Annotated in this window: 15 protein-coding genes; 6 read left to right on the top strand and 9 right to left on the bottom strand. The window is 66.0% G+C overall.

Annotated features, from left to right (window positions below):
* Window positions 1–43: 43 nt before the first annotated feature.
* Both AC5RUQ_RS12025 and AC5RUQ_RS12020 read right to left on the bottom strand, forming a co-directional pair.
* Window positions 44–1627, bottom strand: a complete 1584-nt coding sequence (locus AC5RUQ_RS12025; RefSeq protein WP_493947540.1) for an alkaline phosphatase D family protein — start codon at window positions 1625–1627, stop codon at window positions 44–46.
* Window positions 1628–1715: 88 nt separating this feature from the next.
* Window positions 1716–2099: a TfoX/Sxy family protein gene (locus tag AC5RUQ_RS12020; RefSeq protein ID WP_493947539.1), complete on the bottom strand. Its 384-nt coding sequence runs from the start codon at window positions 2097–2099 to the stop codon at window positions 1716–1718.
* Window positions 2100–2243: 144 nt separating this feature from the next.
* Between AC5RUQ_RS12020 and AC5RUQ_RS12015 the strand changes: the two genes are divergently transcribed.
* Entirely contained in the window at window positions 2244–3068 is an 825-nt protein-coding gene (locus tag AC5RUQ_RS12015; protein ID WP_493947538.1) for an SDR family NAD(P)-dependent oxidoreductase, read from the top strand.
* Window positions 3069–3177: 109 nt separating this feature from the next.
* On the opposite strand, the gene AC5RUQ_RS12010 is transcribed toward AC5RUQ_RS12015, so the two are convergent.
* Both AC5RUQ_RS12010 and AC5RUQ_RS12005 read right to left on the bottom strand, forming a co-directional pair.
* The gene (locus AC5RUQ_RS12010) at window positions 3178–3795 is read right to left on the bottom strand and encodes an FMN-binding negative transcriptional regulator (RefSeq protein WP_493947537.1); all 618 of its coding nucleotides are present in this window, start codon (window positions 3793–3795) and stop codon (window positions 3178–3180) included.
* Window positions 3796–3799: 4 nt separating this feature from the next.
* A complete protein-coding gene (locus tag AC5RUQ_RS12005) occupies window positions 3800–4780 on the bottom strand; it encodes a DMT family transporter (RefSeq protein WP_493947536.1) in 981 nt (326 codons plus the stop codon).
* On the opposite strand from AC5RUQ_RS12005, the gene AC5RUQ_RS12000 reads away from it, so the two are divergent.
* Window positions 4779–6191, top strand: coding sequence for an aminotransferase-like domain-containing protein (locus AC5RUQ_RS12000; protein ID WP_493947535.1), 1413 nt, complete (start codon window positions 4779–4781; stop codon window positions 6189–6191). The two genes, AC5RUQ_RS12005 and AC5RUQ_RS12000, sit on opposite strands and share 2 nt — an antisense overlap.
* Window positions 6192–6194: 3 nt before the next feature.
* Here the strand turns inward: AC5RUQ_RS12000 and AC5RUQ_RS11995 are convergent, their stop codons facing one another.
* A complete protein-coding gene (locus tag AC5RUQ_RS11995; RefSeq protein WP_493947534.1) occupies window positions 6195–6719 on the bottom strand; it encodes a hypothetical protein in 525 nt (174 codons plus the stop codon).
* Window positions 6720–6957: 238 nt separating this feature from the next.
* Here AC5RUQ_RS11995 and AC5RUQ_RS11990 point away from each other — a divergent pair, with 238 nt between their 5' ends.
* The 3 genes from AC5RUQ_RS11990 to AC5RUQ_RS11980 all read left to right on the top strand — a co-directional run bounded on the left by AC5RUQ_RS11990 (window position 6958) and on the right by AC5RUQ_RS11980 (window position 12519).
* Window positions 6958–9924, top strand: coding sequence for an AfsR/SARP family transcriptional regulator (locus tag AC5RUQ_RS11990; protein WP_493947533.1), 2967 nt, complete (start codon window positions 6958–6960; stop codon window positions 9922–9924).
* A 208-nt stretch (window positions 9925–10132) separates the two neighbouring features.
* Window positions 10133–11572: an amino acid permease gene (locus AC5RUQ_RS11985; RefSeq protein ID WP_493947532.1), complete on the top strand. Its 1440-nt coding sequence runs from the start codon at window positions 10133–10135 to the stop codon at window positions 11570–11572.
* Window positions 11573–11757: 185 nt separating this feature from the next.
* Window positions 11758–12519: an IclR family transcriptional regulator gene (locus AC5RUQ_RS11980; protein ID WP_493947706.1), complete on the top strand. Its 762-nt coding sequence runs from the start codon at window positions 11758–11760 to the stop codon at window positions 12517–12519.
* On the opposite strand, the gene AC5RUQ_RS11975 is transcribed toward AC5RUQ_RS11980, so the two are convergent.
* Genes AC5RUQ_RS11975 through AC5RUQ_RS11965 form a run of 3 tightly spaced genes read right to left on the bottom strand, consistent with a single transcriptional unit; the run spans window position 12516 to window position 14535 of the window.
* The gene (locus tag AC5RUQ_RS11975; protein ID WP_493947531.1) at window positions 12516–13283 is read right to left on the bottom strand and encodes an IclR family transcriptional regulator; all 768 of its coding nucleotides are present in this window, start codon (window positions 13281–13283) and stop codon (window positions 12516–12518) included. The two genes, AC5RUQ_RS11980 and AC5RUQ_RS11975, sit on opposite strands and share 4 nt — an antisense overlap.
* 59 nt (window positions 13284–13342) lie before the next feature.
* The gene (locus tag AC5RUQ_RS11970; RefSeq protein ID WP_493947530.1) at window positions 13343–14095 is read right to left on the bottom strand and encodes a cyclase family protein; all 753 of its coding nucleotides are present in this window, start codon (window positions 14093–14095) and stop codon (window positions 13343–13345) included.
* Complete coding sequence (locus AC5RUQ_RS11965; protein ID WP_493947529.1) at window positions 14092–14535, bottom strand: hypothetical protein; 444 nt, start codon at window positions 14533–14535, stop codon at window positions 14092–14094. The genes AC5RUQ_RS11970 and AC5RUQ_RS11965 overlap by 4 nt, the downstream gene beginning before the upstream one ends.
* 99 nt (window positions 14536–14634) lie before the next feature.
* Between AC5RUQ_RS11965 and mmuM the strand changes: the two genes are divergently transcribed.
* Complete coding sequence (gene mmuM, locus AC5RUQ_RS11960; RefSeq protein ID WP_493947528.1) at window positions 14635–15615, top strand: homocysteine S-methyltransferase; 981 nt, start codon at window positions 14635–14637, stop codon at window positions 15613–15615.
* Here the strand turns inward: mmuM and AC5RUQ_RS11955 are convergent.
* Window positions 15612–16163 (bottom strand): dihydrofolate reductase family protein, encoded by a 552-nt coding sequence (locus AC5RUQ_RS11955; RefSeq protein WP_493947527.1) that lies wholly within the window; start codon window positions 16161–16163, stop codon window positions 15612–15614. The two genes, mmuM and AC5RUQ_RS11955, sit on opposite strands and share 4 nt — an antisense overlap.
* Window positions 16164–16171: the final 8 nt, after the last annotated feature.

The following is a 16171-nucleotide window of genomic DNA, read 5'->3' as shown; positions in this document are numbered from 1 at the left end:
CAAAACGACACCTGGCGCTACTTATTTTAAGAGGGCGGGCCAGTTACGGCTGCAGGCCGGGCACTCCGTCCTGGATCCGGAACGAGGCCTTTGAGCTGACCGGGGAGCCCGGCGTCGTGACGTAGTCAAGCACCCGGAAGTCCGCGGTCATCGCATCCTTGGTGATCCTGGTGTTCACGTACCCGCGCGAATCGTTGTAGAACTTCAGGTGCGGGTTCCAGGCCATGGTCGGGTCCGTGGTGGCGCCCGTGCCGTTGCCGGTGGACGTGATGGACGTGCACACCAGCTCCGAACCCACCACCGGCGACGCGGGGTCCTTGTAGTCCACCTTGAGGTCATTTGCCCAGTTGCGGTGTACGTCGCCGGTCAGTACGACGGCGTTGCGCACCTTCGCGTCCAGCCAGCCCTGGGTGATGCGGCGGCGGGAGGCGGCGTACCCGTCCCAGCCGTCCATCGAGACGTCGTCCACGTCCAGGGCCTGGGCGCGGTCCCGCTCAGCGAAGAACACCTGCTGGCCCAGGATGTCCCAGCGCTGGGTGGAGTTCTTGAACCCGTCCAGCAGCCACTTCTCCTGCTCGGCGCCGGTGATGGTGCGGTTCTCAGCGAGGCGGTCCGCCACGTTCTTCTTCCAGCCGTCGCCGGCGAGCTGGTCGTCGCGGTACTGCCGGGTGTCCATCATGTGGAAGTTGGCCAGCTGGCCCCACTGGATGGTGCGGTAGATCTTCATGTCGAACCCGGCGGGAACTGACGAGGCACGCAGCGGCATGTTCTCGTAGTACGCCTGGAACGCGGCCGCCCGGCGCTGCCGGAAGCGCTCCGTGGTGTCATTGAGCTGGCCGGCGTCCCGGTTCTCCGGGACCTCGTCCGCCCAGTTGTTGTCCACCTCGTGGTCATCCCAGACCACCAGCCACGGCGCGATCGCGTGCGCCGCCTGCAGGTCGGCGTCGGACTTGTACTGGGCGTGCCGCTGCCGGTAGCCCTGCAGCGTGCTGGTCTCCGGGCCCTGGTGGTCGCGCGGGTTGCCGCCGCCGATCACATAGCTGTCCTTCTTGTATTCATAGAGGTAGTCGCCCAGGTGCAGGACCAGGTCCGGGTGGTCCTGGGCCAGACGGCTGTAGGCCGTGAAGTAGCCGTGCTCGTACTGGGAGCAGCTGGCGAACGCCATGGCCAGCGCGGCCGGCGTCTCGTGCGGTGCCGGGGCGGTCAGCGTGCGGCCCACCTGGCTGATGTGGCGGCCGCTGCGGAACCGGTAGAAATATTCGCGGCCGGGCTTCAGGCCCTTCAGCTCAACGTGCACGGAGTGGGCGGTTTCGATCCGGGCGTGTTCGACGCCGCGGGCTACTACGGTGCGCATGGTGGCGTCTTCTGCGACTTCCCAGGCGACGGGTACCTGCCGCGAGGGCATGCCGCCCAGGCCGTCATCGGCCAAAGGATCCAAGGCAAGGCGGGTCCAGATCACGAAGCCGTCCGGCCACGGCTCACCGGACGCGATGCCGAGCAGGAACGGATCAGTGCGGAGGCCGGCGTCGTCCGCGATGGAGGTGGCGACGGCGGCACCCGGCAGGGCGGCGACCAAGCCGGCCCCGAGGCCGGCGGAAATCAGGGATCTGCGTGAGATGTTGTCCATGCCCTCGACCGTAGGGAGGCCGGTTGGACAGGCTCTGACCAAGATATGAATGAGCGGTAAACTGCGTGACAGCAGTTGTCTTGCGCTACTACTTCGCTGCCCGGGCTTTCGGAGCCTTAGGTTCCTTTGGCGGCAGCCCCGCCACGTACTCCAAGGCTTTGTGGATCCAGGCTTTCGCCCGGGCGTCGTCGCCGTCGCCCTCCTCGTTCCACATCTCCGGGAGCCCGGTGTAGCCGCCCATCGGGCGCTCCGCTGGGCCGAAAGGGACCGTCCGCTCCGCGCTTTCGAGTTCCTGCCGGTCCCCGGGAGACAGTTTGACGCCGATGGTAGGCCCGAAAAGTCCGGCGAACATGTTGCCGTTCACAAAGGCGCCGAGGTTCCCGAACATTGGCTTGACCACAACGTCCGGGCGGTCCGGAACCAGGGACCTGAAGCGTTCTTTGTCCCCGTCCGTCGCTTTTGGCATCTCCATGACGGTCCTCCCTCGGCTCGGCTGGTGTCTGCAGGATATGCCGTGGCAGGGGCGGCAGGGAACACTTGGCCTGCCGGCGTCGTTGTGCCAGAGGCGGCGTGCTCCAGCTTCACGCCTGACGTTCCATCGACCAAAGGACACTCCTTGACCTCTCGCACCATCGTGATCACCGGCGCCAGCGACGGCATCGGCGCAGCAGCCGCGCGGACACTGGTTAAGGCAGGGGAGCAGGTGGTCGTCGTCGGCCGTTCCGAAGAGAAGACCCGCGCCGTCGCCAAGGAGCTCAACGCCGACTACTTCGTCAGCGACTTCTCGGAGCTCGCGCAAGTTCGCACCCTTGCCGCCCAGCTGAAGTCCGACTACCCGCGCATCGACGTCCTGGCCAACAACGCCGGCGGCATCATGGGCAAGCGCGCCCTCACTGTGGACGGCAACGAATCCACGTTCCAGATCAACCACCTGGCGCCGTTCCTGCTCACCAGCCTGCTGATGGACACGCTCGTTGCCAGCCACGCGAAGGTGATCAACACGTCCAGCGCCGCCAACGGCTTTGGCCGGCTGGACCTCTCGGACCTCGCCGCCGAACGCAGCTACTCCACCAACCGCGCCTATGGCACCGGCAAGCTGGCCAACATCCTGTTCACCGCCGAGCTGGACCGCCGTTACAGGGACCAGGGCATTACGACGGCGGCGTTCCACCCGGGCGTGGTCCGCACCAACTTTGCCGCGGAGTCCACCAGCCCCTTCCGCCACGCGTACAAGACCCTGCTCAACAGGTTCATGCTCACCCCGGACGAGGGCGCCGACACAATGCTGTGGCTTATCAACGGCACCCCGGGCAGGGACTGGTTCTCCGGGGCCTTCTACGCCAAGCGCGCCATGTCCAAAGCCAACCCCCAGGCCTACGATGCCGAACTGGCGCGCGGGTTGTGGGAGAAGAGCGAAGAGCTGGTCCGGGCTTCTTCCTGACCCTGCTAGGCTGACCGGAATGCGTAACTCCTAGACTTCCTTGCCCGCACAACCCGCTCCATACCGGGCGTTCGCGTGTGAGCCGGCGCCTAAGAGTTACGCATTTCCGTCAGCGGACGCGCTCGATGTCGGCGGCAACCTCCGCGTGGCCCCGGGCTGACAACCCGGCAACCACCCCGTCAACGTCCGCTTCGGGCCGGTTCTGGCTCAACTTGGCCTTCGCTTCGATCCTGGTGATCACCAGTTCAACGCCCACGATTGCCCGCAGTTGGCCGGCGATAAAGCGCTCAGGTGCATCGTCCACGCTCCACGGGTGCTCAAATTCGCTTTCGTGCACGCCGGTGAGCCGCCGTACCTGCCGCGCCAGCCATGCAGGATCGTCATGGATCACCAGCCGCCCGTAGACGTGGGCGGTGGTGTAGTTCCACGTTGGCACAACGCGGCCGTGCTCAGCTTTCGAGGCGTACCAGGAGGGTGACACGTACGCGTCTGCGCCCTGAATGATGGCCAGTGCTTCCCCGACGGCCGGTTCGGACCACTGGATGTTGTTCCGGGCGAGGTGCCCCTGCAGCGCGCCGTGCTCGCCGGCGTCGGGGTCGAAGACAAACGGCAGAAGCGTTGCCAGCAGGCCCTGCTCCGTCATGGTGACCAGGTTAAGGGCGCCGGGCCGGGTAAGCAGGCCGCCGACAGTTTCAGGGTCGGCTGCGAAATGGGCTGGGGTGTACATGGTGCTAGTCCTTTGCGGGCTGAAGGGATGCGGTGGAATGAAGAAGCTGGATTGGCGGCGCCGGGGCAGGCTTGAGACGCACCCGAACTGCGGCGCCTGCGCAGAGGATGATAGCGAGGCCGCCGACGATGGTGGCCCACGTCAGCGTTTCGCCTAGCAGGAGGGCGGCCCAGCAGAGGCTGAGCACTGGCTGGACGAGCTGGATCTGGCTGACCTGGGCGATAGGGCCAATCGCCAGGCCGCGGTACCAGGCGAAGAAACCCAGGAACATGCTCACCACGCCGAGATAGGCGAAGGCCGCCCACTGCGCCGGGGAGGCGGACGGTGGCTGCAGGGCGACGGAGAGCGCGGCCAGGACCAGCATCAACGGCGAAGCCAGGACCAGGGCCCAGGCAATGGTCTGCCAGGCGCCGAGCTCACGGGCCAGCAGGCCGCCCTCCGCATAGCCGATCGCCGCTGCCAGTACGGAACCCAGCAGCAACAGGTCCGCCCAGTGGAGCTTGCCGAGGCCGCCGGACTGCAGGGAACCGAAGACGATCGCCGCAACGGCGCCCACGGCGGTGATAAGCCAGAACGCGAACGGGGGACGCTCGCGCCCGCGGAGAAAAGCCGCGGTAGCCGTTGCGGCGGGGAGCAGCGCTATGACCACGGCGCCGTGGCTTGCCGGCGTGCTGGTCAGGGCAAAGGACGTCAGTAGCGGAAACCCGACGACGACGCCGCCCGCCACCACGGCGAGACGTGCCCAGTGCATCCCGCAGGGGAGCCGCTGCCTGGTAAGTGCCAGGGCGGCGCCCGCCAGCACTCCCGCTACTACCGCCCGGCCCGAGCCGATGAACAGCGGCGACAGGCCGGCAACAGCCACCTTGGTGAACGGAACCGTGAAGGAGAATGCCGCGACGCCAAGAAAGCCCAGCCACCATCCGGAGGACTGCGAAAGCGGTATCACTGTGCGCTTCGAATGAGTAGCGCTACTATTGTCTTTCATGAACAACGATAGCAGTTCCCGGATCGTGGCGCACCTGAAATTGTGGATGGCTGCAGCCGCGCCCGGCGCGAAGCTGCCGTCCACCCGTTCCCTGGTGGCCGAATACCAGGCCAGCCCCGTGACGGTGCAGAAGGCGCTGCAGACACTCACCGCTCAGGGCCTCATCGAGAGCAGGCCCGGTGTGGGGACGTTCGTGCGTGCCGCCAGGACTGCGAAGCCGTCGGATTACGGCTGGCAAACGGCGGCCCTGCGCTCACCGCTGGCGGCGCTCCCGCCCGCTTCATCAACCATGCGGGACGTGCCGCTCAATGCCATCTCGTTCCATTCCGGCTACCCGGCGCGTGACCTGCTGCCCGAGCGGCTCGTGCGCGCCGCCCTTACCCGGGCCGCCCGGGGGGACGCAGCGCTGTCGCGGCCGCCGGCCGCGGGCATGCCGGAACTGCAGTCGTGGTTCGCCCACGAACTTGGCGCGTCGACGCCCGCCGGCACCACACCGCCCAACCCAAGCGACGTCGTCGTACTCCCCGGAAGCCAAAGCGGACTGAGCTCGATCTTCAGTGCCTTGGTGGGCAGGGGCCAGCCGCTCCTGCTGGAATCGCCCACCTACTGGGGAGCGATCCTCGCCGCGGCGCAGGTGGGCGTGCACGTTGTCCCGGTGCCCACGGGCCCGGACGGGCCGGACCCGGCGGAATTGACACGTGCGTTTGAGGAGACCGGAGCAAGGGTGTTCTATGCCCAGCCCAACTACGCCAATCCAACGGGCGCGCAGTGGTCGGCTGAGAAGCGCGACCAAGTCCTCGACGTGGTGCGTGCGCAGGGAGCTTTCCTGGTGGAGGACGACTGGGCGCACGATTTCGGCATCAGCTCCAACCCCGTTCCTGTCGCTTCCCGCGACGACTCCGGGCACGTGGTGTACCTGCGCTCGCTGACCAAGAGTGTGTCCACGTCCATCAGGGTGGCCGCACTGATCGCCCGGGGTCCGGCCCGTGAGCGCATTCTTGCCGACCGCGCAGCCGAATCGATGTACGTCAGCGGGCTGCTGCAGGCGGCAGCGCTCGACGTCGTCACGCAGCCCGGCTGGCAGACGCACCTGCGCAGCCTGCGGCACCAGCTGGAGTCCCGCCGCGACCTGCTGGTCACCAGCCTGCGCGAGCACGCCCCGGCAGCGCACATCGTGCAGGTGCCGAAGGGCGGCCTGAACCTGTGGGTACGTCTGCCCGACGGAACCAACCTTGAGCGGCTCACCCGGGATTGTGAAACCGCGGGGGTAATCATCGCTGCGGGAAACGAGTGGTTTCCCGCCGAACCGGCTGGTCTCTTCATCCGGCTCAACTACTCGGGCACGAATCCGGGCGCCTTCCCCGAGGGCGCCCGGATTATCGGCCAGATGTTGGAGCGGAACCTGGCTTAGGTGTCAGTTGGCAAGTTCGGCGCAGACGTCCAGTGATTGGCCGGAGGTGCTTACCAAAGTAAAGACACCGGTAGCGGGGTCGATGTTGTACACGATCTTTCCGATATAGTGCGTGGTCGTGGGCCCCGAAGGTATGTCTGTGGGGAACATGATCAGGCCATTGTGTCCGGTCGCGGTCACCGTCAAAGTCCCATCGGGGTTGGTAACGGTGTGCGAGACTGATCCATCGGTTCGGATGGTGATGGATTCGCCCGCCACCGGCTTCTTTGGCCGAAACCCGTAGTTCGTGTAGGTCAGGAGCACACCTTTTCCTGACGTGAAAAGACGAACCACGTTGCCGTTTTCGTCCGTGAATTCTTTTGTATGGAGGTTCCCTCCTGTTGACTGGAACCCCAGGTTGAACTCGCATCCAGTGCCTGCCGGCAGGATAAAAAAGTCGTCCGCAACGGCCGCTGGCGCGGGGGCGACGAGGGCGGCTGCAGCCAAGGCAGCCGGGGCGAGTGCACGGGTGATGCTGCTGGTTTTCATGGGATCTTCCTTTCAGATGTACTCGGATGAGTGGCTCAAGATTGACTCCCGGGGCTTAATCCGCCCTTAATTTGCGCCGGAACTCTGGACCATCCTTGGAGCCAGGAGCATGATGGGGTTGATGTTGCCCCCAAGGGCACATTGCGGGTGAAGGGCGGGCGCTAGGGGTCGCTGGTCGAGGGTTCTGCGGGGCGGGCATGGCCTGCTTCGGCAGCCGGTCGGTGAGGGGTGCTCGGGGATGGGCGCACTGTGGATCAGGGCTCTGGGTCCGTTGGAGGTCATAGCCGACGGCGCATCGGTTCCCGTGACCAGCAGGAAACTGCGGATCGTCCTCGAATGCCTGGCGCTCCGGCCGAACGCCATTGTCAGCACCGACTTCCTGGCCGAGGCTGTTTGGGCCGGGCAGCCGCCCGCGCATCCGCTACCGCAGCTGCAGGTTTATGCGGCCAATTTGCGGGGCTTGCTGGAACCGGGCCGGCCTAAAGGCTCCGCCTCCCATCGACTTGCAAGCAGGCCGGGCGGCTATCTGCTGGCAGTTGCGGACGATGAACTCGACCTGCTCCAGTTCCGCCAGTACGTTGCGACCGGTGAACAGGCGGTGCAGGACGGCAAGCTGGCTGAAGGTGCGGGCCGGCTGCGTCAGGCACTGGACCTGTTCAAAGGGCCGGCCTTCCCTGACCTTGCCGACATCGAGCTGCTGGCACCGGACCTGGACGCGCTGGAAGAAGCACGGCTGGACGCGTACCAGGATCTCTTCGACATCGAACTCGCGTTGGGCAGGCATACCGCTGTGGTGGGGGAGGTGCAGCGGCTGGTCGCGGAGCATCCCTTCCGGGAACGGCTATGGGCATCGCTCGCGCTCGCGCTGTACCGTGCAGACCGGCAAGCAGATGCCCTGGCAGCGTGCCGGGAGGCGCGGAAAACTTTCGCGAGGGAACTTGGTATTGATCCCGGCGATCATCTGCAGGAGCTTGAAAGACTGGTGCTCCAACAGGACCCGTCACTCGGTGCTCCGGCCGCTAACGGACATCACCGGACCCGGCAGCGCATCGACAACCTGCCTGCTGCCCTTACTCCGCTGGTAGGGCGGGAGGCCGAACTGGGGGAGGTGTGTTCGCTGTACCGCTCGGAGGGCTGCCGGCTGGTGACGGTGACGGGTGCAGGAGGAACGGGGAAGACCCGCTTGGCTTTGGCAGCCGCTGCCCGGCTGGGCGAGCGCATGGCCGACGGCGTGGGCTGGGTTAATCTGGCCCCACTCACCCGGGTTCAGCAAGTGCCCGGCGCTATCGTGGCGACACTCGGACTTGAGGCGAGTGCCGGCGAGGATCCGCTGAAAGTAGCTTCCCGCTTCCTGCAGACACGCCGGCTGCTTCTGGTTCTGGACAATTTCGAGCATCTGGAGGACGCGTGGCCGGTGGTGCTGGACATGCTGACCGCCGCTCCTGATTTGCGGATCCTGACCACCAGCCGGCGGCGCCTCGGGCTCCGTCCCGAGTACGAATTTGAGCTGGCACCGCTTGAAGTGCCGCCAGTCGACCCGCCGCTGCCACCGCGCCTACTACGCGCCGTGCCGGCGGTGAAGCTATTCCTGAACCGTGGACGGGCAGTTCGCCCCCAGTTCGACGTCAACGATGACAATGCCACCGTAATAACTCGGCTGTGCCAGCGTTTAGACGGCCTTCCCCTGGCTCTCGAACTGGCCGCAGCCCAACTGCGCCGCCTCACTGAGCGCGACCTCCTGGACGATTTGGAGGTCAGCCTGGCCGCGTTGCCCGACACCTTCCGGGACCTTCCGGACCGGCAGCGGACGCTCACCGCCACGATGGAATGGAGTTACGGACTGCTCCCGAACCCTGAACGCCTGGTCTTCGACCGACTCGGCGTTTTCGCCGGGGATCCCACGGTGACGGCGATTCACGCAGTTTGTGGCCTAACCGCACCTGACAAAACGTCCACAGAAGTCCTTTTGTCTGCGCTCGCGGGTCACAGCCTGCTGCGGCGCTACACCGACGACGCAGGGCGGGAACGTGTGTCCCTGCTCCAGTCGATCCGCGAATTTGCGCGGGACCGGCTCGCACTGCTCCCGGAGGAATCCAAAATCAGGCGCCGGCATGCCGAGCACTACCTTGCCCTCGCGGAGGAAGTCGGCCCGCAGTTGTGGGGAGAGGATCAGGTCGACGCTTTCCGGACACTTCACACCGACGCCCTCGACCTCCGGGCGGCACTGCGTTGGGCGGCGGGACCCGATGGTTCAACGGAACTTGCTCTTCGCCTGGTCGGAGAACTCTGGCACTACTGGGAGCTCACGGGAGACGTCAGCGAACAGCAGCAAACAGCAGCAACGCTCGTGGAGGCCACGCCGAATGCAGCACCTGAGCTTCGGGCGCCGGCGCTGAGCGGCGCGGCTACCCTGACCTGGACGCTGGGCCGGTTTGACCAGGCGGCCCACCTTCACCGCCGGGCCCTCGAAGCGTTCGAAGAATCCGGTAACGGCCAAGGCATGGCTTGGAGCACGGCGTGCCTGGCCGTGCAGGCCGCACAAAGTGGTGATTTCACTAGTGCCGAGCGGCTCGCGGAGGAAGCCCTGTCCTATTCGGGCGTCAGCCGCCGGGTCAGGGTTGGCGCGCTAGTGGTGCTTTCGCGCTCGGCCTACTTTGCGGGCAATTACCCGCGGGCACTTGAACTTTCGCAACTGTGTGTCGAGCTAACCCGGCCGCTTGGGGATCGTTGGCTCCTCGGCATGGTGCTCACCAACCTTGCGGAGAGCATGGAGCAGGCCGGGGACTATGACAGCGCCGAGCGCCTGCTGCTCGAAGCGGTTGGTACTGCCAACCAGCTTGGGGTGCAGGGCACCATGGTCGGTGTCCTCGACTCATTGGCCGGCGTTTACACTTCGCAGAATCGCTACGAGCCTGCCATCCGGCTCCTCGCCGCGGCGGACTCATACCGCATAAGCCACGGTCTGTCGCTGGACCAGGAAGAACGACGACGAGTGGATGCCATCATCAATAGGGCCCGGGCGGAAGCCGGCCCCATCCGGTTTGGCCTTGCCTGGGCTGGCGGAAGTGCACTCAACGTGACGCAGGCAGCCAACGAGGTGCTCCAAGGCGCGCGCCCGCACAACGTCTCCAGCACCTCCGGGAATACAACCCCATCAGCTCCTCCCACCGCAGCAAGCGACGAAAATTCTGCCCCCTGGGCGTAAATATCGAGAAGACCACGCGTGCGATCCTCGCTCCACCCCACGTAACAGCGTGCAATATAAGCATGGCTTTATGTCTTTGATGACTGGAAATTCGGCGGGCGTGCTAATTTCGGCACTGCCGACGTGCATTTCTTCGTTTCCCGGGAGCGGGACCAGGGGGACTGCACGCGCCCCATCGCACCGATCGACCCCCACATTGGAGACGCCCGTGGAACCCTCAGCACCGCTCACGCTGGATGAGCAGTCGGCCAGCCCGGCAACGCAACAAGTAGAGTCCGGACTTCGCCGTTCCATGGGCCCGCGCCACCTGGTGATGATCGCCATGGGCGGCGTCATCGGCTCCGGCCTGTTCCTGAGCTCCGGCTACACCATCTCGCAGGCCGGCCCGCTCGGCGCCGTGATCGCCTACCTGGTGGGCGCCTTCGTGGTGTACCTGGTGATGGCCTGCCTGGGTGAACTGGCCATCGCATACCCGGTGTCCGGCGCGTTCCACATCTACGCCGCCCGTTCCATCGGCCCCGCCACCGGTTTCGCCACCGCCTGGCTGTACTGGCTCTGCTGGGCGGTGGCCATCGGCTCGGAATTCACCGCCTCCGGATTGTTGATGCAGCGGTGGTTCCCGGACGTCGACGTCTGGGTCTGGTGCCTGGTCTTCGCCGCGGTGCTCTTTGGCTTCAACGCCGTCTCCTCCAAGTTCTTCGGCGAGTCCGAGTTTTGGTTCGCCATCGTGAAGGTGGCAGCCATTATCGGCCTTATCGTCCTGGGCGGCGCTGCCCTGTTCGGTTTCCGCCCGCTCAGCGGCGGGGGAGAGCACCCGTTCCTGTTCGAGAACTTCGCCACCGAGGCCGGCCTGTTCCCCAACGGCTTCACCGGCGTCCTGGTCACCGTCCTCGCGGTCTTCTACGCTTTCTCCGGCTCCGAACTGATCGGCGTCGCGGCAGGCGAAACCAAGGACCCCGCCACCAGCATCCCCAAAGCCATGCGCACCACCGTGATCCGCCTGCTCATCTTCTTCGTCGGCGCTATTGCCGTCATCGCCGCCACCATCCCGTACAGCGAAGTGGGCCTGGACGAGAGCCCGTTCGTGACAGTTTTCTCCGCCATCGGCCTCCCGTTCGCCGCCGACATCATGAACTTCGTGATCATCACCGCCCTCCTGTCCGCCGGAAACAGCGGCCTCTTCTCCTGCGCCCGGATGCTCTACTCCTTGGCCGACGAAGGCCACGCACCCCGCGCCTTAAAAAAACTGACCCGCCGCGGCATCCCGTTGATCGCGCTCTCGGTGAGCATGGTGGGCGGCGTCGCGTCGCTGATCAGCAGCGTGGTTGCCCCGGAAACGGTCTACCTGGTGCTGGTCTCGGTGGCCGGCTTCGCCGTGGTGGGTGTGTGGATGTCCATCACCGCCTCGCACTTCTTCCACCGCCGCGCCTTCGTCCGCAACGGCGGCGATGTGTCTGCCCTCGCCTACAAAGCACCGCTGTTCCCGCTGGTGCCCATCCTGGCGTTCTCGCTCTGCGTGGTCTCCCTGATCGGCATCGCCCTGGACCCCGCCCAGGCCGCCGCGCTCTACTTCGGCATCCCGTTTGTGGTTGCCTGCTACATCTGGTTCCACTTCCGGCACGGCCGCAAGGCTGTGCCTGCCAAGTAGCTGTCCGCCACGTAACTGTCCGCCAAGTAACGGGAGCGGACGACGGCGCCAGCCGGGGTTGGCGGCGTCACGCAGCTTCCCGGACGGCCGCCGTCGTTCTTATTCGGGCCCTTCCTGCCGCGCCTTTGCGGGGTGGGTGCCGTGGAAGAATAGGGCGAGGTTTCCGGCGGGGAGGGGCAATGAGCGTGGATTCGTCCGCTGAGGCGTCATCAATGGCGCAGGGCCTGCGGATTGTGCGGCTGGTGGCCGACCGGGAAAAACGGGGCCGGCAGCTGCTGGGTGTTTCGCAGCTGGCTGCCGAGCTGGAGATGGACCAAAGCCGCGTCTCCCGGCTGACCCAGGAACTGTGCGACCTCGGGCTGCTGGAGCGGGTGGACCGCGGCCCGTTCCGGACCGGTAATCGCTTCTTCAGCCTCGCCGCGTCCTTGAACACCGGCTGGGTCCGGGACGCTGGAATCGAACTCGAGGCGCTGGTGGCCTCCCTCGGACTGCGGGCGCGGCTCTCGGTCCGCGACGGCTACCGCGTGGTCATGCTCCGGAGCTCGAGCAACGACGCCGTTCCCGGAAGCTTTGTGAAACCGGGCATGGTGACTCCCGTCTGGTGCACCGGTGCCGGCCGGGCCCTGCTGTGGGACCACGACCGCTCAGCCCTCGATGCCCTGTTGGCCGGTGTGAACTACGTCGGCATCGGGGGCCCGGGTGCTGCCCACTCCACCGGGGAGGTGTGGGACCTGATGACGCGGGACCACGCCGCAGGGTTCATTGCCGCCATCGAGGAATTTGAGCACGAGGTGGCGGAACTCGCGGTGCCTGTGCGGGACGCGGGCGGCGCAATCCTTGCTTCACTCAGCGTGCTGGGAAGCCGTGCCCAGATCGGGTCCAATGCACGCTCTTTCGCGGCCGTGCTTGGCCAGGCTGCGGAACGGCTCGGCGCCGTCCGGGCCTAGTCCTGCAGCTGGTAGCCGAGCCTTTGTTCGAGCCACTTGCCCTGTGCCACCAGCGCGGCCGCGCACGCGTCCCGGCGAGGCTCCAGCCGCTCCTTGATGCCGACAATCTGCAGCGCCGCCACCACGTCGCCCTTGAAGTCCCTGATGGGGACGGCCAGCGAGTAGAGGCCCGGTTCGGCCTCCTCGTCCACGATTGTGTAACCCCGTGCGCGGGCGGCTTCGCGGCGTGCCAGGAAGTCGTTCACGCCGGTTGGCGTGTTCGGGCCGTGGCGGACGAAATCCACATCCGCGAACACGGTGCGCACTTCTGCCTCCGACGCCTCCCACAGGACTGCCTGGCCGGCGTCGCTGCAGTAGGCGGGGTAGGGCCGGCCCAGCCAGGAGCCAACGAGGTTGCTGCTGGGGGGAACGCTTTCGCCGATGGTCACTGTGCTGTCGCCATGGAGGACCCCGAGGAAGCACGCCTCGTCGCTTTCACGGGCCAGCGTGTCCAGGGCGGTGCCGCCGTCGGAGTGTAAGCGGCGTTCCGTCAGCAGTTGCGCGTCGGTGAAGATGGACCAGTCCAGGGTGTAGGTGCGCTGGCTGGTCCGGCTGAGGAAGCCCTCCTGCTCGCCGCTGCGCAGGTTGCGTGACACTTGGCTGCGGTCCTTGCCCAGCTCCAAGGCGACGTCAGCCACTGTTCCGCCGAGGTGTCCTGCTGCGTGGCGTGCGCCAACAGCAAGGACGGCCATGATGCCGCGGCCCATGCTGGAGGTTTTAGGCATGGAGTCGAGTCTAGTGGACGGCTTTCCTGGCACTGCGCCGGCACTCGTGCCGTGCCGGTTCAGCAGATGGCAAACACCCGAGCCGGGAAACCGCTGCCGCCCAGCGGCTTGGCCCAGGTTGCGATGACGGCGGCCCCGGATTCCGGAAGCCCGTCCAGGTTGGCCAACAGTTCAATCTGCCAGCGGTCCTGCTCCAGGACGTAGGTTTCCAGGCTGAAGTCCTGGCGGGAGGTGGCTAGGCCGGGGTCTGTATCCGTCTGCTCGTGGCCTACGGCTGCAACTGACCGCTCGTTGACCAGGAAGGACAGCACCTCGAAGGACCAGCCTGGCGTGTGGCTCAACCCGTCCTTGTCCCGGTTGGCCATGGCCTCCGGGTCCGGCCAGCGGTTGCTCCAGCCGGTGCGCAGGGCCACGAAAGCGCCCGCCGGGATGGTACCGTTCCGGCTTTCCCAGTCCTGCACGTCCTGCAGGGTGGGGGTGGCATCAGGGTTGCCGGCCACCCGCGAGGTGATGTCCAGGACCACCAGCGGAAGGATCATCTCTTCCACCGGGATCTGGTCCAGGGTCCTGCCGGCGCGGATGAAATGGGAGGGCGGGTCCACGTGTGTTCCCCACTGGCCAACGATCGTGTACCGGTGGGCGGTGAACCCGTCACCCTTCTCGAGGTCGAAGAGTGCTTCGCGTTCCTCATCCGGGAAGGCCGCGAAGTGTGGCTGGCCGGGGTGGAAGGCGTGCGTCAGGTCGACAAATTGCCTGCCCGCGAGGACTGAGTGCAGGCTCTCCCAGAGGGAAACGGTGGCGGCGTCTGTCATGATGCAGCAGCTCCTTGGGGCACCAGTGCACTGCTGGAAACGCTGATGGGTCCGGTGAGTTCGATGACAGGCACTTCCCAAGGGTGGATCTCCACGATCTGGCGCATAAAGCGTTCGACGGCGGCGTCCTCCAGCGAGGCATCAAAGTAGGTGGTGAATACGAAGGTTGGCGACAGGGTCTGCTCGCCCACGCGTCCCAGCGTGGGGTTGGCGCCCTCGGCCGTCGTGAACCCTTCGAAACCCAGGCCGGATTCGAACACGTGCTTGTAGTTGCCAAAGTCGCCCAGCTCCCGGAACTGCGTCAGGGCCTGGAGCAGATGGGCGATGCCCGGATCGTCCCGGAAGGCACTCGCCTTGCCTTTGGCGAGCTGTGCAAAGGTGGTGCCGCTGATGGGCCAGTGCACGCGCAGCTTGCGTACCGGGTGCAGTTGAACGTTCAAGGCCTGTCCTCTTTCCTCCCGCCGGGCTGACGGTTGCCTGCCATCGTGACAGAAAGAAATAATCATTACAAGCATAAAGAAATGCGTATTATGATTGATATGCCTTCAAATGCGGTCCTGTCATCCCTGCTGGAAACCGACGGGTCCCTGCCCGCGGACGGCGCCCTGGCCACCGAGCTCGAGGCCCGCGGCTGCAACCTGGATGACCCCTTGTGGTCGGCCAAGGTCCTGCTCGAGCAGCCGCACCTGATCAAGGATGTCCACCGCGACTATTTTGCTGCCGGTGCCAGGATTGCAACGACCGCCAGCTACCAGGCCACGCCCCAGGGGTTTGCCGCGCGGGGGATGGGGGAGCAGGAGGCGCTGGAGCTCGTGGCGTTGTCGGTGCGGCTGGCGGACGAAGCCCGCCAGGAGCACCTTGCCGCTACCCCCGACGCCGGACCATTGCTCATTGCCGGCTCCGTCGGCCCGTACGGTGCGTACCTTGCCGACGGCTCCGAATACCGCGGGGACTACGCCCTGACGCCGGGTGAATTCCGGGACTTCCATCGTCCCCGCATTGCCGCCCTGGTGGAAGCCGGCGTGGACTTCCTCGCATGCGAAACCCTGCCGTCATTTCCCGAGGCTGAGGCGCTGCTTGCACTCACCCGGGAGTACGACGTCGAGTCCTGGTTCTCCTTCTCGCTACGGGATGGCAGGCACATCAGTGACGGCACCTCGCTGACAGCCGTGGCCGGACTCCTGGGCGCGCAGCCCTTGGTTGCCGCGATCGGCGTGAACTGCGTGCCGCTGCAGCTTGTGACGCCCGCGCTCGCAGCGCTGCGCCAGGCCACTGACAAGCCGTTGCTGGCGTATCCCAACTCCGGCGAGACCTACGATGCCGTCACGAAAACCTGGGCACCTGCCGCAACAACGGGAAGCACCGGGTCCGGTCCCGCCGCAGGCAACGTTGCCCAGCCACGCAGCATCGCGGCGGGGACCGCAGCCTGGCGTGGAGCCGGTGCCCGCATCATCGGTGGTTGCTGCCGGACGACGCCCGGCGATATTGCCGCCGTCGCAGCTGCCATCCGGGGCGCTTAGCCCTCAAGCCGCCCGTAAACGCTGATCACGTTGCCCTTGCTGGTCCGGTACTGGTCCTGCAGCACCAACCGGGTCATCGGGTCGCCGTCCTCGAAGAGGCGGCGGCCGCTGCCGGCCACCACGGGGTGCGTCATCAGTGTGAGGGAATCCAGCAGCCCGGCGAATAACAGCTGCCGCGTGACCGAGATGCTGCCGCACACGGCGATCTCACCGCCGTCGCGCGCCTTTAACTTGGCCACGAACTCTTCCAGCGGGGTGTCCATCAGCTGCGAATTCTGCCACTCCAGCGGTTCCTTCAGCGTCCGGGAAGCCACAAACTTCTCCACGGGATTGATGAAGCCTGCAAAGTCCTCGTCCACGGAGGCGTTGGGCCAGTAGCCCGCCCATTCCTGGTAGCTCACACGGCCCAGCACCACGGAGTCCACAGTTTCCATCATCCGGGTCAGGCCCACGCCGAGTTCATCATCAAAGCTGTCGAACTGGAACTTGTAAGGATCCGACACCACGCCGTCCACGGAATGGAACAGACCGGCTGTGACTTTACGCATGGGAACCT

Source organism: Arthrobacter sp. MDT2-3, from assembly GCF_059090465.1.
Note: the sequence above shows the minus strand (reverse complement) of the source record. Positions and strands in the feature narration are given on the sequence as shown.